Origin of the sequence: Sanguibacter sp. Z1732 (assembly GCF_051020515.1) — a bacterium.
Lineage (GTDB): Bacteria > Actinomycetota > Actinomycetes > Actinomycetales > Beutenbergiaceae > CALKWS01.
In genome coordinates this window covers 2,487,456-2,505,948 of the sequence record NZ_CP194857.1, presented here as the reverse complement: position 1 = coordinate 2,505,948, position 18,493 = coordinate 2,487,456, and the positions used below count along the sequence as shown (strand labels likewise).

The window sequence follows — 18,493 nt, the reverse complement described above, 5'->3', positions numbered from 1 at the left end:
TGTCATCCGAGGGAGAGATCCGCACTGATGAGTGACCGCGGTGAGCACACACCTGACCCGTGGGGAGCCGGGACCGGGGGCGGGCAAACCCCCGACCAGCAACCCGGGAGTGGTTATGGCTCACCCCAGCCCGGGTACGGCCAGCAACCCGGCGGGTACGGCCAGCAACCCGGCGGGTACGGCCAGCAACCCCCCGGCGGCTACGGCCAGCAACCCGGCAGCGGGTACGGCCAGCAACCCCCCGGCGGTTACCACCCCGAGCCCGGCAGCGGCTACGGCCAGTACGGTCACGGCGACCAGTGGTCCCAGCTGCCCCCCGGCCCGGTCGCCCAGCCCGGGATCATTCCGCTACGGGCCCTGAGCCTGGGGGAGATCTACGACGGCGCCTTCCGAGCCATCCGGGCCAACCTGCCGGTGATGCTGGGCCTGTCGGCGATCGTGGTGCTCGCCCTCGGCATCCTCCAGGGCGTGACCACCTACGCCTCCTACGAGGAGATGAACCGGCTGGTCGGTCAGATCGACCCCGCCACCGACCCGGAAGCGTTCCTCGACTCCTTCGCCCAGTCCGGCACGTCGATACTCCTGAACAGCGGGGTCTCGGCACTGCTGGCGTTCCTGGGCACCACGATCCTGACCGGGCTGCTCATCCACGCGGTGAGCCAGTCGGTGATCGGGCGCCGGACCTCTCTGGCTCAGGTCTGGGCGGCGGTGCGTCCCCAGATCCTGCGACTGCTGGTGCTCTCGGTGGTCGTGGGGCTGCTCGTGGCGGGCGTGATAGTGCTGGGAGCGGTCGTCTTCGCCCTCAGCCTGCCCAGCGGGTCCGCGGGTGTCATCCTGCTCGGGGTGTTGGCGATGCTGGCGATCATGCTGGGCGGGACCGCCACGGTCCTGACCTTCACCGTGCTGGCCACCCCGGCCCTGATCCTTGAACGAGCCGGCATCGGCACCGCCCTGCGCCGCGGATTCGGACTGGCCAGGCGCGCATTCTGGCGGGTGCTGGGCATCTACCTGCTCACCACCATCCTGGCGGCGATCCTGGGGTTCGCCGTGTCCTGGCCGTTCGACCAGGTCGGCAACATCTTCGAAGGCGGCCCGGTCGCGTTCGGCCTGAGCATCCTGGGCGGCGTGGTGGCGAACTGGCTGACCACGCCGGTGCTGGCGGCCGTGGTGGCGCTGCTGTACATCGACATGCGGATCCGCACCGAAGGGCTGGATGTGGAACTGGCGCGGGCGGCTCAGGAGTCTTGATGCGCCCTGCCCTCCGGCCGATGGGGCCACCTCTTGACCCCTCCGAGCAGGAGGCCCGGCGCTGGGCCGAGGAGGAGTTGGCCAAGTCCGTGTACGACCAGGGACCGGGCGTGCTCGACCGGATCCTGGAGTGGCTCGCGGAACGCTGGGAGGCCCTGCTGAACCTGGGCGGGGCCGGCGCGGTGCTGATGCCGGTCCTGGTGCTGGTGCTGGTGGCTGCGGTGGTTGCGGTCGCGATGGTGCTCGGCGGGCCCGTCCGACGGCGTCAGTTGCGCCGCGTCACCGGCCCCAGCACCCAGGTGCTCGACGACGACGAACGCAGCGCCGATGCGCTCCGGACGGCTGCGGCCGCGGCATCGGAGCGGGGTGACTACGCGCTCGCAGTACTGGAACGCTTCCGCGCCGTGGTGCGCGGGTTGGACGAGCGGGACATCCTGACCGACCGGCTGGGGCGCACCGCGCACGAGGCCGCCGAGCAGGCCGGCGCCGCCTTCGGCGACCAGGCCGGAGCGTTGCGTGCCGCCGGAGAGCTCTTCGACGCTGTCCGCTACGGCTCGGCCGTGCCCGGCTCCGAGCAGGACGCCTGGCTGCGGGACCTGGATGAGCGGATCGCCCGCACCCGCCCGGAGCGGTCCTCCGGCGCCGGTCCCGACCGGGGCTGGTCGGTGGTCCGGTGAGAACGAGCCGGACCCGCACCGGCCTGACCTGGGGTCTCGGCATTGCCGGTGCCATCACCCTGATTGCCGCACTGGCCTGGATCAGCCCCTCGGCGTCCTCCTCGGTGGCCTACGCCCCGAACAACCCGAATGCCGATGGGGCGCGGGCCGCTGCCCAGATCCTCGGCGACCAGGGGGTGCACGTCCGGTACGTGCGCACCACGTCGGCGGCGTTGGCCGATGCCCGCGAGGACGGCACCCTGCTGATCGTGAACGCCCACCGGCTGCGTCCCGAGCAGCAGGAGGCCCTGGCCCAGGCCCCCGGGGACGTGGTGCTGGCCGGGACCGGTCCGCAGATCGACCGGCTTACCGAGCGGGTCGGCCACCACGCCGGTGGCACCCGGGACGTGCATGAGGCCCAGTGCGGGGACGAGCACGCCCGGGCCGCAGATCGCATCGGCGCCGGTGGCCCGCAGGTCACCGGTGGCGACGGCGTGGAGCTGTGCTTCGGGGACACTCCCGAGACCGGCAGGTACGCCGCCTGGATCCAGGACGGAGCAACCTGGCGGGTGCTCAGCACCCCGGAGATCCTGCGCAACGACGCCTTGGCCGAGCACGGCAACGCCGCATTGGTGCTGCGCTCCCTGGGCCACTACCCGCACCTGACCTGGTACGTGCCGTCCCCGGGCGACGACTTCGGTGAGGAGGATCTGGCTGCGGCCACCATGCTGCCGCTGCTGCGCCCACCGATGCTGGCGATGTACGCGGTGTTGGCGCTGGCGCTGATCCTCTGGCGCGGGCGCCGGCTGGGTCCGGTGATCAGCGAACCGTTGCCGGTGGCGGTCCGGGCCGCCGAGACCACCCGGGGCCGTGGCCGCCTGTACCGGCGCAACAAGACCCATGCCCACGCCGGAACCGCCCTTCGGGCCGGTACCGTGGCCCGGGTCTCCGGGAAACTCGGGCTGGCCAGGTGGGCTCAGCGTGATGACGTGGTCCTGACAATCTCGCGGGCCACCGGACGCACCCCCGACCAGATCGACTCGGTGCTCTACGGACCACCACCGCACGACGAAGCATCCCTGGCCGCACTGGCCGAGGCACTGGACACCATGGAGAGCGAGGTTCATCGACGATGACCAACCCGGACCCCTACCTCCCGGGCGGGCACCAACCGGCGGGTCCACCTCCCCCGGCCGGCCAGGCCTCCGTCCCGCCCGCACCAGCCGGGCCCGGGCCAGCCGGGCCACCCCCTCCTCCCGACCAGCCCGCACCGGCCGCGCCATCCGCACCGTTCGGCCGGGCCGGGCAGTCCGGGCAGGACTCTGCGGCCCGGACGGCACTGGCGTCCCTGCGCAGCGAGGTCGGCAAGGCCGTGGTCGGCCAGGACGCGACCGTCACCGGGCTGGTGATCGGGCTGCTGTGCCGCGGGCACGTCCTGCTCGAAGGCGTGCCGGGGGTGGCCAAGACCCTGCTGGTGCGCACCCTGGGGGCAAGCCTGGACCTGGAGATGAAGCGCGTGCAGTTCACACCGGACCTGATGCCGGGTGACATCACCGGGTCGCTGGTCTACGACGCTCGCACGGCGGAGTTCTCCTTCCGCGCCGGACCGGTCTTCACCAATCTGCTCCTCGCCGATGAGATCAACCGTACGCCGCCCAAGACCCAGGCCGCGCTACTGGAAGCGATGGAGGAACGCCAGGTAACGGTGGACGGGCAAGCGCGGGTTCTGCCCGAACCCTTCATGGTGATCGCCACCCAGAACCCGGTGGAGTACGAGGGCACCTACCCGCTGCCGGAGGCGCAACTGGACCGGTTCCTGCTGAAACTGCTGCTGCCGTTGCCCGAGCGGGCCGAGGAGGTGGAGGTGCTGTTCCGGCACGCGCACGACTTCGATCCCCGCGACCTGGCCGCCGCGGGCGTGCGGGCGGTGGCCGATGGCGAGTCCCTGACGAAGGCGCGGGAACAGACCCGCGCGGTGCAGGTCGGTCCGGAGGTGCTCGGCTACATCGTGGACCTGTGCCGGGCCACCCGCACTTCACCGTCCCTGTCGCTCGGGGTGTCCCCGCGGGGGGCGACCGCCCTGCTGGCCACCTCTCGGGCCTGGGCGTGGCTGTCCGGGCGCGACTACGTTACCCCCGATGACGTCAAGGCACTGGCGCACGCCACGCTGCGGCACCGGGTGCAACTGCGTGCTGAGTCCGAACTGGAGGGAATCAGCGCCGAGTCGGTCTTGGACGGGGTCCTGGCTTCGGTCCCGGTCCCGCGCTGATGGTGCTCACCGGCCGGGCGGTGGGCCTGCTGGCTCTGGGCCTGATCCCGGTGCTGCTGCTGCCGAGCTGGCTCACCGTGGCCACCTGGCTGGTGCTGGTGGCCGCCCTGGTCGGCTCCGATCTGGCACTGGCCGCACCGGTGCGCGACGTCCGGATCGAACGGGCGCGCCGATCCCCACGGTGCGTCACACCGAGGAGACAGCCAGCCGGTTGCGCCTGCACAACACCTCCCCCCGCACCCTGCGCGCCCTGGTGCGCGACGCCTGGCAGCCCAGCGCCGGCACCGGCACCAACCGGCACCGCCTCACCCTCGGCGCCGACCAGGTGCGGCGCATCCGCACCACGCTGCGCCCATGGCGACGCGGCGACATGAGCGCCGCCGCGGTGACCGTGCGCTCCTACGGTCCGTTCGGGCTGGCGGCCCGTCAGCGCAGTACCGACGTACCCGGGTTGTTGCGGGTGCTGCCGGAGTTCTCCGCGCGCCGCCACCTCCCCTCCCGCCTGGCCCGGCTGCGCGAGATGGACGGGCGCGCCGCCGTGAACGTCCGCGGGCAGGGCACCGAGTTCGACTCCCTGCGGGAGTACGTGATCGGCGACGACGTGCGTGCCATCGACTGGCGCGCCAGCGCCCGCCGGGCCGAGGTGGTGGTGCGCACCTGGCGGCCGGAACGGGACCGGAGGGTCCTGATCGTGCTGGACACCTCCCGTCTGTCCGCTGCCCGTCTGGGCGAGGCGCCCCGCCTGGAGGCCGGTATCGAGGCGACGCTGCTGCTGGCGGCCCTGGCCGCCAAGGCCGGGGACCGGGTAGACCTGGTCGCGATGGACCGGACGGTGCACACCAGGGTGCGCGGTGTCGAGGGCCCGGCGCTGATGTCCGCTCTGGCGCAGGAGCTCGCCACGCTCACCCCCGAACTGGTGGAGCCGGACTGGGCGGTGGTGGCCCAGGAGATCCGGGACCGCCTCAGCCAGCGGGCCCTGGTGGTGATCCTGACCGGGCTGGAGCCGGGCGCGATCGAGTCCGGGCTGGTCTCGGTGGTGGCGGCGGTGGCGCGCGACCACCAGGTGGTGCTGGCGTCAGCCGAGGACCCGGTGGCCCAGCGGATGCGCCGGAGCCGGGAAAGCACGGCCGAACTCTTCGATGCGGCCGCGGCCGAGCGCGCCGAACTGGAACGCGGCGCCCTCGCCCAGCGTCTCCAGCGCACCGGTGCCCAGGTGGTGCGTCGCGCCCCGGAGGACCTCCCGCCGGCCCTGGCCGACACCTACCTGGCGCTGAAGGCAGCCGGGAAACTGTGAGCGTCCGGCGCCGTCGGCCGCTGCCTCACCCCACGGTGGCGACGGTGTCCTCGACGAGTTCGGCGCGCATGTCCCCGGTCTCCCCATCGGCCACCGCGCGCCGGCCCAGGGCGAAGGTATAGGCCCAGTAGGCGGCCAGCACCACCGCACCGATGGTGATCTTGACTCCACCGGGCAGGCCCGAAGGCGTCACGAACCCCTCCACGACGCCGCTCACCCCCATCACCACGACCAGGCCGATCACCACCGTGATCAGCGCCCGGCCCTCCTCGACCAGGGCACGCGCGCGGGTTCGCTGGCCCGGGGCGACCCAGCTCCAGAACAATTTCAGCCCGGTTCCCACGGCGACGAACACCGCCGTCAGTTCCATCATCAGGCCGTGCGGCAGGATCAGCCCGAAGAACTCCCCGAGACCGTCGTGCTCGGCCATGATCGCTCCGGCCACACCCACGTTCAGCGCATTGACCACCAGCACATAGGCCGGGAATATCCCGGTGACACCCAACCCGATCGCCTGGGCACTGATCCAGGCGTTGTTGGTCCACACCTGGGCGGCGAAGTCCGGGGCCGGGTAGTTGGAGTAGTAGGCGGCGAACGCCTCCTCGGCGTACGTGCGCCGCATGCTCGGGGTCCCGACCTGCGCCATCGCCTCCGGCACCGTGAGCAGCCACCAGGCCTGGACGAGCCCCAGGCCGATGAACACCGCCCCGGCGGCCAGCGTCCACCACCGCACCCGGTAGAACGCGGCGGGCAGGGAGATCGCCACGAACCGCACCACATCGGCCGGCGACAACTCGTGGGACCCACCGATCACCCCGCGAGCCCGCGCCAGCAGGGTGGACAGCCGGGAGATCAGCGCCGGGTCCGGGGCGCTGGAGCGAAGTTGGGACAGATGCGTCGCGGTGGTCTGGTAGTGGGTGACCAACTCATCGACCTCGGCACCGGTGAGCCTGCGCCGGCGCAGTAGTGCCCGCAGCCGCGCCCAGCGAGGTGCGTTCAGGGCGACGAAGGCGTCCACATCCACACCCGTTACCCTGCCACACATGACCACGGCCGCTTCCCCCACCGAGAGCCTCAATCGCGTCATCACCGGCGAGGCGGTCCCCCTGGACCTGGCGCCGGCCTCGGCGCTGAGCCGGCTCATGTCCGGGGTGATCGATGCGATCGTCTACCTCAGCATCGGCATCGGGGTGTTGATGCTGGCCGGCCGGTTCAGCGCCAACCCCGCCCAGATGAGCACTCTCACGATCGTGGCTATCGCCGTGATGATGGTGCTGCTACCGTGCCTGACCGAGACGTTCACCCGGGGCCTGTCCGCCGGACGGTTGGCGGTGGGCCTGCGGATCGTGCGTGACGACGGCGGCCCGGTGCGGTTCCGGCACGCGTTCATCCGTTCCCTGACCGGGATCGGTGAGATCTGGCTCTCGCTGGGCTCGGTCGCGCTGATCAGTTCGATGGTGCACCCACGCTCCAAACGTCTGGGTGACATGGTGGCGGGGACCTACTCACTGCGCGTACGCGACACCGAGGTGGCCACCGCCCCCTTACTGATGCCCCCGGAACTGCGGTCCTGGGCCGAGATCGCCGACATCCGCCGGCTACCCGATTCCCTGGCCCTGTACGCCCGGATCTACCTGTCCCGGACCGGCGAGCTGCACCCGAACGTGCGCGCCGACGTCGGCCGCGCATTCGCCGCGGCGCTGGAACCGTACGTGGCGCCGCCGCCACCGTGGGGTACCGACCCCGAGCGGTTCGTCGCCGCGGTCCTGGTGGCTCGCCGCGACACCGAGTACCTGGCCGGGCTGGCCGTGGCCCAGCGCGAACAGGAGGAGGCCCGGCGCGCCCGAGTACTGCCCTACGGCATCCCCGACGCCGACTGACCCGGCCCGCTGTCGCAGGCCGGGGACCGTGGTCAGTACCGGTAGTGCTCGGGCTTGTAGGGTCCGGCCACGTCCACGTCGATGTACTCGGCCTGTTCCTTGGTCAGCTCACTCAACTCCGCGCCGAGGGCTTCCAGGTGCAGCCGGGCCACCTTCTCGTCCAGCGCCTTGGGCAGCACGTGCACACCCACCTCGTACTCGCTGGCCGGATCGGCCAGGTCCATCTGGGCCATCACCTGGTTGGTGAAGGAGGCGCTCATCACGAACGAGGGGTGCCCGGTGGCGTTGCCCAGGTTCAGCAACCGGCCCTCGGAGAGCACGATCACCGACTTGCGGGGGTTCTCCGGATCGTCGGTGAAGACCCACTCATGCACCTGCGGCTTGATCTCCACACACTCCACCCCGGGGAGTTCGGCGAGGCCGGCCACGTCGATCTCGTTGTCGAAGTGGCCGACGTTGCCCACCACCGCCTTGTCCTTCATCGCGCTCAGGTGCTCGGCGGTGATGACGTTGAAGTTCCCGGTCGCGGTGATGAAGAAGTCCGCCTGCCCGAGCACGTCCTCCAGGCGCACCACCTGGTAGCCGTCCATGGCCGCCTGCATCGCGCAGATCGGGTCGATCTCGGTGATGAGCACCCGGGCACCCTGTCCGCGCAACGCGTCGGCCGCCCCCTTGCCCACGTCCCCGTAGCCGCACACCACCGCCACCTTGCCGCCGATGAGGATATCGGTGGCCCGGTTCAACCCATCGGGCAGGGAGTGCCGGATGCCGTAGCGGTTGTCGAACTTGGACTTGGTGACGGCGTCGTTGACGTTGATCGCCGGGAACGCCAGTTCCCCGGCGGCGTGCAACTGGTACAACCGGTTGACGCCGGTGGTGGTCTCCTCGCTGACGCCGAGGATCTGCTCGGCCGCCCTGGTCCACCGGGTGGTGTCGGCGGCCAGGCTGGTGCGCAACTGGGCCAGGAACGCCAACTTCTCCGCCGAGTAGCCGGCCTCGCCGGGCAGGGGGTCGGCCGGCACGGCTCCGGCGCGCTCGGCCTTGACCCCCTCGTGCAGCATCACGGTGGCATCCCCGCCGTCGTCCAGGATCAGGGTCGGACCCCCATGCCCGGGCCACCTGAAGGTCTCATCGAGAGCCTCCCAGTACTCAGCGAGGGTCTCCCCCTTCCAGGCGAACACCGGCACGCCCTGGGGGTCCTCGGGACTCCCGTGCGGTCCGACGACGACGGCGGCTGCCGCCTCGTCCTGGGTGGAGAAGATGTTGCAGGAGGCCCAGCGCACCTGCGCGCCCAACGCGGTCAGCGTCTCGATCAGCACCGCCGTCTGCACGGTCATGTGCAGTGAGCCGGTGATGCGCTGCCCCGCGAGCGGTTGGGTATCACCGAACTCCTCCCGCAGGGCCATCAGGCCGGGCATCTCGTGCTCGGCCAGGCGGATCTGGTGCCGGCCTGAGGTGGCCAGGCCGAGATCGCGGACCTTGTACGCACCGGGTTCGGTATCGAAGCTCATAACCCTGGAGCCTAGCCGGAGGCAGGCGATGCGCGCTCGTTCAGCGCCGTCCCGACCCGCGGGCCGAGGGTCACGGTGGCACCGGTGTGCGGTCCGGCCCAGTACCGTTGCCGCCATGATTGATTTCGACTCGATCACGGCCGAGCACCTGCGTCACGTCGGCGGGGCCAAGTGGTCCCGGTTCCCCGACACGATCGGGGCGTTCATCGCCGAGATGGACTTCGGCATCGCCGAACCGATCACCGCGGCCCTGCACGAAGCGGTGGATGGGGGGGCCTTCGGCTACCACTTCCCGGCACCGCTGCAGGCGATGGCCGGCGCCTACGCCGACTTCGCCGCCGACCGCTACGGATGGCAGGTCGACCCTGCGGACGTGCACCCTATCCCGGACGTGCTCACCGGCCTCGGCGCGGCGATCCGCTACCTGTCCCGCCCCGACTCCCCCATCATCGTGCCCACCCCGGCGTACATGCCGTTCCTGACCATCCCGCAGGTGTACGAGCGCCCGATCATCCAGGTGCCGATGGCCCGCGACGGCGAGCGGTACATCTACGACCTGGACGCCCTGGACGCCGCATTCGCGGCCGGCGGGCACCTGCTGGTGCTGTGCAACCCGCACAACCCGATCGGGCGGGTGCTGACCGAATCGGAGATGCTCGGGGTGGCCGAGGTGGTGCAGCGTCACGGCGGGCGGGTGTTCTCCGATGAGATCCATGCCCCGATGGTGTACGCCCCGCACCGGCACATTCCCTACGCCACCCTGTCGGAGCAGACCGCGGCGCACACGATCACCGCCACCTCCACCTCCAAGGCGTGGAACCTGCCCGGCCTCAAGGCGGCTCAGATCGTGCTGAGCAACGATGCCGACCGGGACGTGTGGAGTCGGGTCGGGGAGGTGGTGGGCACCGGGGCGGCCAACCTGGGCATCGTCGCCGCCACCGCCGCCTACTCCCGCGGCGTGCCCTGGTTGGAGCAGGTGCTGGCCTATCTGGACGGCAGCCGCCACCTGCTGGGCGACCTCCTCGCCGAACACCTGCCGGGGGCCCGGTACACCCCGCCGGAGGGGACGTACCTGGGCTGGATCGACGTGCGGGAGACCGGGACCCCCGAGCGGGCCGGGGCGTTCTTCCGGCGCCACGCCGGGGTGGTGGTCACCGACGGCGCCCACTGCGGAGAGGTCGGCGCGGGCTTCATCCGCTACAACTTCGCCACCCCACGCCCGCTGCTCACCGAGGGCATCACCCGTCTCGGGAACGCGGTCGCCGAGCACGGTGGGTGAGCCCGAGGCTGGGCCGCCTCAGCGCGCGGGCCGGCCCTCCTCGGCCAGCAGCACCGGCACACCGTCGCGGACCGGGTAGATCAGCGGGTTCGCCTCGTCGGTACTGACCAGGACGGTCTCGCCGTCCACCTGGCGCAGGTCGAGGCGCGCCCCGGTCACCGGGCAGCGCAGCACCTCCAGCAATCCCGGATCGACAGAGGGCTCTTCGGATCGGCTCATCGCGGTCCTTCCTCATCCACGTCGGTGGGCAACCGAGCACCCAGGGCCCCGAGCACGCCGTCGCGAATCTTGATCATGATGTCGTCGTCCTCGGCCTCCACGTTCAGGCGCAGCAGCGCCTCGGTGTTGGAGGGCCGGAGGTTGAACCACCAACGCGGGCTCTGGTGCCAGTGGCTGACCAACAGGCCGTCCAGGTCATCGGTATGCACGATGCCGGCGGCGATGTCCTCGGCGAACAGGGCGCGAACCGTCTCCAGGGCCGTGGTCACATCCTCGACCCGGGAGTTCAGTTCCCCCGAGGCCACATAGGGGGTGTGCACCTCAGCCAGTTCGGACAGCGTCATCGACTGCTCAGGGCTGCCCACTACCCCGAGCACGTGCAGTGCCGCGAGCATCCCGGTGTCGGCGTAGAAGAAGTCCCGGAAGTAGTAGTGGGCACTGTGTTCGCCACCGAAGACGGCGTTCTGGGCGGCCATCTGCTCCTTGATGAACGCGTGGCCCACCCGGGTGCGCACCGCCCGACCGCCAGCGGCCGCGACGTACTCCGGGACCGCCCGCGAGGTGATGAGGTTGTGGATGATGGTGCCGTGGCCACCGTCGGCCTTGTCCTTGGCCACCTCCTGCAACGCCACCATGGTGGTGATCGCCGAGGGGCTCACCGCCCCGCCGCGCTCGTCGATCACGAAGCACCGGTCGGCGTCGCCGTCGAAAGCCAGACCGATGTCGGCCTGCTCGGCTATCACCGCGGCCTGCAGGTCCACCAGGTTCGCCGGCACCAGTGGGTTGGGCTCGTGGTTGGGGAAACTGCCGTCGAGTTCGGCGAACATCACCACCAGGTCCAGGCCGAGGTCGGCCAGACCGGCCTCGGTGCCCAGCACCGCCGCGGCCGTCAGGCCCGCCATACCGTTGCCGGCGTCGACCACCACCTTCAGGGGCCGGATCCGGCTCAGGTCCACCAGCGAGCGCAGGTAGGCGGCATAGTCGGCGAGGGCGTCGTCGCGCTGACCGGCGCTGCCCCGTTCGGGCGCAGCCGGGATGCCCTGGTCCAGGTAGGCCTCGGCGGCATGTTGCACGTCGGCCAGGCCGGTGTCGACGCCCAGCGGCCGCGCTCCGGGCAGGCACAGTTTGATCCCGTTGTAGTCGGCCGGGTTGTGACTGGCGGTGAACATCGCCCCGGCGATGCCCTCGGAACCGGAGACGTAGTAGAGCATGTCGGTCGAGCACAGACCGAGATGGATCACGTCCAGCCCCCGCCAGGTGACGCCGTCGGCGAAGGCCCCGGCAAGTTGCGGGGAGGTCTCGCGCATGTCCTGTCCCACCGCCACCACGGTGTGAGCGGCCCCGGACCCGGTGAGCAGGTCCGCCACGGCCGCACCCAGGGCGCGGGCGACGTCGGGACCGAACTGGTCCGGAACCAACCCTCGGATGTCGTTGGCCTTGACGATGGCGCTCAGATCCTTCACCCGGGTCAGCCTACCTGGTACCGGCTCGCGGCCATCGGTGTGCCCGGCGTCGGCCGACGCCCGGGGACTCCCGTCACGGTTCCGGCCGATCAGTCCTGCTGGTCCCCGCGGATCACCCGCAGGTGACCGCGCCGCCCGGACGTGGGCTCGGGACGGGGCTGGGTCACCGGTGCCGGTACGCCGGCGGTGCGCGCGGCCGGCAGGCTGCTGGGCGCGGGAGCGCGCGAGGCCTCCCGGACGGCGTTGGCCAGGGCGAGCAGATCGTCGTCACTGGGCGGGGCCGGCTCGAACTCCGTGGCGAGTTGGACCACGTCCCAGCCCTGCGGAACGGTGAGCCGCTCGGCGTGGGTCAGGCACAGGTCGTAGCAGTGCGGTTCGGCGTGCGTGGCCAGCGGCCCCAGCACGGCGGTGGAGTCGGCGTAGACATAGGTCAGCGTGGCCACCGCCGGGGAGGTGCAGGTGGACCGGGTGCACTGACGGGTCGCTCTCACAGGAGACCACGGTACCCTCCGTCGGCCGCGGGAGTGGCATCCCACGCCGCGCGGAGGCTGGGCCGGGGTGGTCGGGCTCTGGCACCCTGTGGGCATGAGCACAACCCCGCAGCCGGCCGGCCGGGACCTGAGCACCACGGTGCTGCCGTCCCGGCGTACCGGCCGGCGCCGGGACCGGCGCGGCCGGGGTCTGCGCGGCCCGCTGCTGCCGCCCACGGTCCCGGGCGCGCGCACGGGCGCACAGCGTTTCGACGCACTGTTGCTGCGCGCGGTGGCTCACTTGGAGCACCACCTGGGCGATGTCCTGCACGGGGTGGAATTCGCCGTCGAGGACGTCCCACCCTCGGCGCCGGCACCGTGGGAGGCCGGCGCGGTGTCGCTGGGACGGTGCTTCCCCGCTGATGCTGCCGCCGGGCTGACCGACCGCGTGGTGGTGTACCGGCGCCCCATCGAGAGCCGGTGCCGCGGCTGGGCCGAGGTCCCGGACCTACTGCGGCACGTGCTGGTCGAACAGGTGGCACACCTGCGGGGGCTGGACCCCGACCAGATAGATCCGGGACTCTAGCGGCGCTCAGGAGGCTCCCAAGCGGACCTGCACCTGCTGCTCGGCGGCGGCGTCGGGGGTGAGGTTGAGCATGGACAGCATCGGCCCGTCCGGGGCTTCGGCCCGCACCATCGCGGTGGCCAGCACGGACTCCCCGCTGATCTCCAGGGCGATCACCTCATCCAGGGCCACCTGGTCGGGATCGACTACCGTGGCTGAACCCGCCTCGACCTCCACGGTGGTCACCTCCCCGCGCGTGCCGTCGCGGGTGATCGGGGTCAGGCGCACCTGCTGGGCCCGCGGCAGCGGGTTGGCCAGCACCACCGCGACCGTATCGGCCAGTTCTCCCGGCACCGCCAGGACCCCGCGCTCCGGGGCCGGCTGTGCGGCGATCCAGGCGCGATCCCGGACCGGCTCGTCCGGGTCCAGTTCCCCGGCCTCGCCCACCACGGTGCGCAGCACCGACCCGGTCACCGGGACTTCGGAGATGACCTGCACCGACAGTGCGCCCGGGTCGATCCCGGCGAGGGAGACATCGGTGACCGTGCCCGGTTCCAGGACCTGGTCCTGGGCGCCGGGGAGCACGATCGGACCGGACTCGGTGAACAGGTCCACCGAGACGCTGGCCTGGGTCCGGGAGGGATTGACCAGGCGGAGCACCGGGGGGTGATCGGTCACCTCGGCCTCGCCGACGTGCACTGGCCCGATGTTGATCCGGGTAGCGGGGTCCGCGGTCGTGGTGACCACGTCGGTGCCGGCCGGGACCACGCCGGACAGAGCGCTGTCCTGGATCGCGGCCGCGATCTGCCCGCCGTCGGCGGTGATCCGTACCGCCAGGCGTTCCTCCAGGGACAGCGTCTCCAGCAGCAGCGAACGCGACTCGTCCGGCGGTACCAGGATCTGGGCACCGGACTCCAGAGGCCCGAGTTCGCCCCAGACCTCTACGTTGGCCGTCACCGGGGTCTGCCCTGCGTTGGTCAGCAACAGCCGTGCCGCCGAGGACCCCAGTTTCGTCATCCCACCAACCAGCCACTGGGTGGAGGAGGGGGGCAGGCAGGCCGCCGCGCTGAGGCCGCGCAGGTCACCGGACTCGGCTCGCACCACCGCGGTTGCCGCACCCAGTGGCGTCCGTTCCTCGGCGGGCTCGGCCCGTAGCACCGCGGCGTCGGTGGTCTGATCCAGGGTGCCGACGAGACCGTCGGTGCCGGCGCTGAGGTCCTGGCCGGCCTCACCCAGTTCGGTGAGCGTGGCGGTGCCGGCGGCGGCCCCGTCCGGCTGGGTCACCACCGTCTCGGCCCTGGTCCGGCTCTGCTCGGTGTCGGTGCTGAACTCGGCGTCGTAGTCGATGTCGGCGCCGGCCTCACCGGTGCTGGACACAGGTGCGTCCGGGCAGACCAGCGTCAGCGGGCCAGCACCGATGTCCACCTGCCGGGCCGGCACCGCCTGGGGCGCTGGTGCGGGGTTGAGCAGCCCCGAGGCCAGGACCGCGCCGGTGATCAGCACCACCGCGATCGCGGTCAGCGCCGAGACCAGGCCACGAAGGGTGCGGCGCAGCCCGGGACTGATCCGGGGCCGGGGAACCTCGGCGGCCATCTCAGACCTCCTCCGGGCGTCGACGTCGGGTGGGCAGAGCCAGCAGCACGGTCAATCCCAGCACCACTCCGGTCACGACGTGCCATGGGGTGTGCAGGCTCGGGCGGTAGGTCACGGTCAGTTCCCCGGCGGCGTCGTCGGGAATCAGGAAGGCCTGGCGCCAGGAGGAGTCCGCCACTGCGCGCAGCGGACGGCCGTCGATCTCAGCACGCCACGCCGGCGAGGAACGTTCGGCCAGCACCACGGTGCGCCCGGTGCCCTCCGGGCTCAGTCGTGCGGAACCGCTGTCGTGGGCGAAGTCGAGGTTGGTGACCAGGGTGCCCTCCTCGTCACGTACCTGTCCGCGGGCGATCGCGGTATCGGTGCTGCCCGGTCCGGCACTGACCCGCCAGATGACTCCGGCCGGGTTCTCGGTGACCCGTTCCAGGCCCAGCACCGCGTCCAGGCGGGCGATCAACCGGGCCCGGGCCGATTCGTCCGCGTCCGGCACCCCGGTGGCGACCGATCCGGCGATGGGCACGATCACCACGGCCACGGCGTGCTGCGCCAACCGCTCACCGGCGGCTCCGACCGACCCGGTGGCCAGGTCCGCCACCAGCGACAACAGGTGGGCATCAGCCTGGTCCGGTTCCCCGTCCCCTTCGCCGCCGGAGTCGGTCCGGGCCAGGGCCCGACCCAGGCCGAGCACGGTGGCGGTCTCGGTGAGCTGGGGGCCGTTGCCGCGCCACAACTGGGCGTCGATGCCTTCCGGTGTGGCGGTCAGGGCCAGCACCCGCGCGCCCTGTTCGGGAGCCTGCAGGGTGCGGCCGAGCGCCGGCACCGGATCCGGGCCACGCCCGGTGAGGTACACCGCCCGCGTCTGCTCGGTTTGGCCGGCCTCGGGTGTCTGCTGCCCACGTTCGGCCACCACGGTGGTGGTCCAGGAGGCGGCCGAGACCACCAGGCCGGCGACCAGCAGCACGGTCACCACGGCGGCGCTGATCTGGCGCCAGCCGAAAGTCCGGCCGGCCAGGGCGCCCTGCAACCCGTCCAGGGCAACACCGGTAGCGAGCAGGAGCCCGAGCAAGACCAGCGAGGTCCCCGGACCGGCCCAGCCGGTGACGAGTTCGTCGGGGCCGGCACCGGGCTCGTGCGAGCGACCCAGCGCCACCACGGTGCGGCTGGAGGCCAGCGCGGTGGCCAGCCCGATCGCGCTGATCAGCCAGCCGATCCGCACCGCCCGGCCGCGCTGCCCGCCCCGCAGCAGCGCCAGTAGTGCTGCCACGAGCAGCGCACCGGTCGCCACCAGCGGCAGCACCTGGGAGCCCAGGACCGCCCCGAGGTCACCGTCCACGTGGGGCAGGGCCGGCCAGCCCAGCAGGGTCAGCCACGCGGGCCCGGGGTCGGCGGCCAGCGGTGCCCCGGGGTCGGCGAGCAGCACGCGCCAGCCGCCGTCGGCCCAGGTTCGGATCGCGTAGGTCCAGACCGGTCCGAGCACCACGACCGCAGGCAGTGCGACGACGATCAACCGGGCCCGCCCGGCCGCCAGGTGTCGGCGGCGGCCCAGGACCAGCGCGAGCACGATCAAGGCCGTCAGTCCAGCCGGTAGCAGCACCGGGGCACCAGCGACGGCGACGGCGAAAGCCAGCCCGGCTGCGGCCGCGGCGGCCATCGAGGGTGCCCGGGAGGTCCGGGAGACCACCGTGGCCCGCTCCACCCGGCTCTCGCCCTCGGCAGCCGGCGGGGCGCCCTGCGGCTCGGCGTCGCCGGTCTCACCAGGGTCGGTACCGGCTTGCGGCCCGGCACCCTCGGCCGGCGCTGCCGACTCGACCGCCTCGGCTCGCTCGGTCGGTTCGACCTGCTCAGCGGTGTTGGAGCGGATCGGTTCCAGGTCGGCGAAGGTGTCGTCCCGCTCGGACTGCCCGACGGCGGCCAGTGCGGCCAGCCGCGCCCGTTTGGCCTCCCGGGCCGAGCGCCCCGCAGTCACCGAACGGCGCCGGGAGACCCGTTGGGCACCGACCATGCCCGAGATCACCACATCGCGCCGGTCCACCCCGAGGGCACGGGCGATGCCCAGGGCCATCAGGGGCAGCATCAGGTGCGCCAGGACCGCGCCCAGGCGGCCTTGTCCCAGGCCCAGCAGCAGCGGCGGACCGAAGGCCCAGACCCCGGCCGCCCAGGCCCGCACCAGCACCGAGCGGCTTGCCGCACCGGCGGCGAACCAGGCGAAGGTCGCCGCCAGCGGCATCGCCAGCAGCAGCACCAGCGCCACGCTCACCCCCGGTGAAGCGCCGGCCCATCCCCCGGTCAGGGCGGAGAGCACACCCAGCACCGCCAGGAACGTATCCGGTGGGCCCGCGTAGCCATCACCGGTGGTCAGCCACGCGCCGAGCGCGGCACGCCACAGGTCGACGAAACCGACGTCCACCGGCAACAGCGCGCCGCCGATCAGCGGCCCGGCCACCACCACCGGGGCCAGGGTCACCAGCGCCACCGCGGTGGTGACCGATGCGAGCGCACCGAAGGTGAGCCGGCGGCGCCGGGCCACTGCGGCGCGCTCGGTCATCTCCAGTTCGCTGGGTGCCCGGGCCGCCCGCTGTTCCGCGGCGGCCTGGAGGCGTCGGTTGCGCCGCGCCTGCCAGAGCTGCCCCCAGGTGGCCTGCAGCGGGGCCAGCCGGCGCGTGGAGACCTCGCGGGTGCGGGCGGCCCTGCGCCGGGCCCGCATCACCGCAACCGGTCGTACCAGCGCCACCGCCGCGGCCCGCAACTCCTCGGCGGCCAGGGCCAGTTCGTTGGAGGCCACCCGCCACAGCGCCCGCAACGGGGCCAGCACCAGTGCCGCAAGCGCTACCAGGGGCAGGGTGAGCAGCGGGGCGCGTACCAGCCAGGAGTGCAGTTGCGCGGTGCGCCGGGCCCGGAAGGAGCGCCGCGGGTCAGGCGCATGGGGTTCGCGGGTGCGGGCCCCGGAGGTGGTGCGCAGGCCGTGCCAGCCGGCGCGGGCGTGCCGGACCCGGGCGGCGGGCACCACCACCACCCGCTGGCCGGCCAGGCGGGTCCGCCGGCTCAGATCGGCCCCATCGCCGAAGACCCCCAGCGCCGGGTCCGGGCCGCCGAGCCGGCGCCAGGTCCGGGTACGGATCAGCATTCCGGCGGTGCCCACGGAGTAGACGTCCTCGCGCCCGTCGTGCTGGCCCTGGTCGATCTCCCCGTCCTCGATGCCGGTGTAGCGCTGTCCGTCCACTGTCTGGCCCACTCCGACCGAGACCAACCGGTCCGGTTCGTCCCAGTCCACCTGCTTCACCCCGGCCACGCCCACCGAACTGGCGGCGTCCACCGCGGCGAGCAGGTGATCCAGGGCGGCCGGGTCGGGGGCGCTGTCGTCGTGCAGCAGCCACAGCCACGCCGGGGCATCACCCTCGTGGTCGCCGCCGGTCAGGGCATCCAGCGCGGCATCGACCGCCTCGCCGAATCCGGCGCCGGCCGGTGCACGCACGGTCTGTACGCCCTGGGGGGCGACCTGCGCGGGCCGGTCCGGGCCGAACCCGGCCTCGGCCAGTACCTCCTCGGCGTCGGCAGGCAGGACGTCCGGGGCGGCCTCGTCGTCGTCCAGCACCGCCCACAGCACCCGCTCGGGCGGGTGCGTCTGGGTCGCCAAGGCCCTCAGCGTGTGCGGCAGGTAGGGGGAATCAGTGGTGCCGACGACGACGGCGCAGGCGTCGGGGGCGTCAGCGACCATTCGGCAGGTGGGGGTGAGGCAGCATGGTCAGATCGCGCGACGCTTGAGCTTTCGGCGCTCGCGTTCGGACAGGCCACCCCAGATGCCGAACCGCTCGTCATTGGCCAGCGCGTACTCCAGGCACTCCGCGCGCACCTCGCAGGAGACACACACGCGCTTGGCTTCCCGGGTGGATCCGCCCTTCTCGGGGAAGAAGGCCTCCGGGTCGGTCTGGGCGCACAGCGCCCGCTCCTGCCAGCCGAGCGCTCCGTCGTCGTCGAAGGAGTCCAGGAGCAAGGGGGCATCGGGGCGGGGCGCTGGACCCGCCGCGGACATCCCGTCCGTCAGTGGC

15 protein-coding genes and 1 pseudogene are annotated in these 18,493 nt (G+C 72.4%); 8 read left to right on the top strand and 8 right to left on the bottom strand.

Annotated elements, in window-relative coordinates:
- Positions 1 to 27 precede the first annotated feature (27 nt).
- The 5 genes and pseudogenes from ACRRRO_RS13295 to ACRRRO_RS13275 all read left to right on the top strand — a co-directional run bounded on the left by ACRRRO_RS13295 (position 28) and on the right by ACRRRO_RS13275 (position 5,467).
- Positions 28 to 1,248 (top strand): DUF7544 domain-containing protein, encoded by a 1,221-nt coding sequence (locus ACRRRO_RS13295; RefSeq protein ID WP_424796709.1) that lies wholly within the window; start codon positions 28 to 30, stop codon positions 1,246 to 1,248.
- Positions 1,248 to 1,925 carry a DUF4129 domain-containing protein gene (locus tag ACRRRO_RS13290; RefSeq protein ID WP_424796708.1) on the top strand — a complete coding sequence of 226 codons (678 nt, stop codon included), beginning with the start codon at positions 1,248 to 1,250 and terminating at the stop codon, positions 1,923 to 1,925. The genes ACRRRO_RS13295 and ACRRRO_RS13290 overlap by 1 nt, the downstream gene beginning before the upstream one ends.
- A complete protein-coding gene (locus ACRRRO_RS13285) occupies positions 1,922 to 3,040 on the top strand; it encodes a DUF4350 domain-containing protein (protein ID WP_424796707.1) in 1,119 nt (372 codons plus the stop codon). The genes ACRRRO_RS13290 and ACRRRO_RS13285 overlap by 4 nt, the downstream gene beginning before the upstream one ends.
- On the top strand, positions 3,037 to 4,173 hold the full coding sequence (locus ACRRRO_RS13280; RefSeq protein ID WP_424796706.1) for an AAA family ATPase: 1,137 nt from the start codon (positions 3,037 to 3,039) through the stop codon (positions 4,171 to 4,173). Before ACRRRO_RS13285 ends, ACRRRO_RS13280 begins: the two co-directional genes overlap by 4 nt.
- Positions 4,173 to 5,467, top strand: a pseudogene (locus ACRRRO_RS13275) (DUF58 domain-containing protein). The gene ACRRRO_RS13280 and the pseudogene ACRRRO_RS13275 overlap by 1 nt, the downstream one beginning before the upstream one ends.
- Positions 5,468 to 5,492: 25 nt before the next feature.
- Here the strand turns inward: ACRRRO_RS13275 and ACRRRO_RS13270 are convergent.
- Positions 5,493 to 6,491 carry a stage II sporulation protein M gene (locus ACRRRO_RS13270; protein WP_434080398.1) on the bottom strand — a complete coding sequence of 333 codons (999 nt, stop codon included), beginning with the start codon at positions 6,489 to 6,491 and terminating at the stop codon, positions 5,493 to 5,495.
- A 19-nt stretch (positions 6,492 to 6,510) separates the two neighbouring features.
- Between ACRRRO_RS13270 and ACRRRO_RS13265 the strand changes: the two genes are divergently transcribed.
- Positions 6,511 to 7,347, top strand: a complete 837-nt coding sequence (locus ACRRRO_RS13265) for an RDD family protein (protein ID WP_424796704.1) — start codon at positions 6,511 to 6,513, stop codon at positions 7,345 to 7,347.
- 32 nt (positions 7,348 to 7,379) lie between these two features.
- Here the strand turns inward: ACRRRO_RS13265 and ahcY are convergent, their stop codons facing one another.
- Entirely contained in the window at positions 7,380 to 8,858 is a 1,479-nt protein-coding gene (ahcY, locus tag ACRRRO_RS13260; protein WP_424796703.1) for an adenosylhomocysteinase, read from the bottom strand.
- Positions 8,859 to 8,973: 115 nt separating this feature from the next.
- On the opposite strand from ahcY, the gene ACRRRO_RS13255 reads away from it, so the two are divergent.
- A complete protein-coding gene (locus ACRRRO_RS13255; RefSeq protein ID WP_424796702.1) occupies positions 8,974 to 10,137 on the top strand; it encodes a MalY/PatB family protein in 1,164 nt (387 codons plus the stop codon).
- Between the two features lie 18 nt (positions 10,138 to 10,155).
- On the opposite strand, the gene ACRRRO_RS13250 is transcribed toward ACRRRO_RS13255, so the two are convergent.
- From ACRRRO_RS13250 to ACRRRO_RS13240, 3 genes are all read right to left on the bottom strand, one after another.
- Entirely contained in the window at positions 10,156 to 10,356 is a 201-nt protein-coding gene (locus tag ACRRRO_RS13250; RefSeq protein ID WP_424796701.1) for a Trm112 family protein, read from the bottom strand.
- Positions 10,353 to 11,819: a phosphomannomutase/phosphoglucomutase gene (locus tag ACRRRO_RS13245; RefSeq protein ID WP_434080397.1), complete on the bottom strand. Its 1,467-nt coding sequence runs from the start codon at positions 11,817 to 11,819 to the stop codon at positions 10,353 to 10,355. Before ACRRRO_RS13245 ends, ACRRRO_RS13250 begins: the two co-directional genes overlap by 4 nt.
- 89 nt (positions 11,820 to 11,908) lie before the next feature.
- The gene (locus tag ACRRRO_RS13240; RefSeq protein ID WP_424788654.1) at positions 11,909 to 12,310 is read right to left on the bottom strand and encodes a DUF3499 domain-containing protein; all 402 of its coding nucleotides are present in this window, start codon (positions 12,308 to 12,310) and stop codon (positions 11,909 to 11,911) included.
- Between the two features lie 94 nt (positions 12,311 to 12,404).
- On the opposite strand from ACRRRO_RS13240, the gene ACRRRO_RS13235 reads away from it, so the two are divergent.
- A complete protein-coding gene (locus ACRRRO_RS13235; RefSeq protein WP_424790044.1) occupies positions 12,405 to 12,875 on the top strand; it encodes a metallopeptidase family protein in 471 nt (156 codons plus the stop codon).
- A gap of 6 nt (positions 12,876 to 12,881) precedes the next feature.
- On the opposite strand, the gene ACRRRO_RS13230 is transcribed toward ACRRRO_RS13235, so the two are convergent.
- The 3 genes from ACRRRO_RS13230 to ACRRRO_RS13220 are packed head-to-tail and all read right to left on the bottom strand — an operon-like array spanning position 12,882 to position 18,477.
- Positions 12,882 to 14,447, bottom strand: a complete 1,566-nt coding sequence (locus ACRRRO_RS13230; protein WP_434080396.1) for a DUF5719 family protein — start codon at positions 14,445 to 14,447, stop codon at positions 12,882 to 12,884.
- 1 nt (position 14,448) lies between these two features.
- Positions 14,449 to 18,162, bottom strand: a complete 3,714-nt coding sequence (locus ACRRRO_RS13225; RefSeq protein ID WP_424796698.1) for a glycosyltransferase family 2 protein — start codon at positions 18,160 to 18,162, stop codon at positions 14,449 to 14,451.
- Between the two features lie 27 nt (positions 18,163 to 18,189).
- Positions 18,190 to 18,477: a WhiB family transcriptional regulator gene (locus ACRRRO_RS13220; protein WP_424788658.1), complete on the bottom strand. Its 288-nt coding sequence runs from the start codon at positions 18,475 to 18,477 to the stop codon at positions 18,190 to 18,192.
- Between the last annotated feature and the right edge of the window lie 16 nt (positions 18,478 to 18,493).

Coding starts and splice junctions, on each gene's coding strand:
- ACRRRO_RS13280 (WP_424796706.1), top strand. CDS start 3,037: ATGACCAACCCGGACCCCTACCTCCCGGGCGGGCACCAACCGGCGGGT.
- ACRRRO_RS13220 (WP_424788658.1), bottom strand. CDS start 18,477: ATGTCCGCGGCGGGTCCAGCGCCCCGCCCCGATGCCCCCTTGCTCCTG.
- ACRRRO_RS13225 (WP_424796698.1), bottom strand. CDS start 18,162: ATGGTCGCTGACGCCCCCGACGCCTGCGCCGTCGTCGTCGGCACCACT.
- ACRRRO_RS13290 (WP_424796708.1), top strand. CDS start 1,248: ATGCGCCCTGCCCTCCGGCCGATGGGGCCACCTCTTGACCCCTCCGAG.
- ACRRRO_RS13295 (WP_424796709.1), top strand. CDS start 28: ATGAGTGACCGCGGTGAGCACACACCTGACCCGTGGGGAGCCGGGACC.
- ACRRRO_RS13255 (WP_424796702.1), top strand. CDS start 8,974: ATGATTGATTTCGACTCGATCACGGCCGAGCACCTGCGTCACGTCGGC.
- ACRRRO_RS13265 (WP_424796704.1), top strand. CDS start 6,511: ATGACCACGGCCGCTTCCCCCACCGAGAGCCTCAATCGCGTCATCACC.
- ACRRRO_RS13235 (WP_424790044.1), top strand. CDS start 12,405: ATGAGCACAACCCCGCAGCCGGCCGGCCGGGACCTGAGCACCACGGTG.
- ACRRRO_RS13230 (WP_434080396.1), bottom strand. CDS start 14,447: ATGGCCGCCGAGGTTCCCCGGCCCCGGATCAGTCCCGGGCTGCGCCGC.
- ACRRRO_RS13250 (WP_424796701.1), bottom strand. CDS start 10,356: ATGAGCCGATCCGAAGAGCCCTCTGTCGATCCGGGATTGCTGGAGGTG.
- ahcY (WP_424796703.1), bottom strand. CDS start 8,858: ATGAGCTTCGATACCGAACCCGGTGCGTACAAGGTCCGCGATCTCGGC.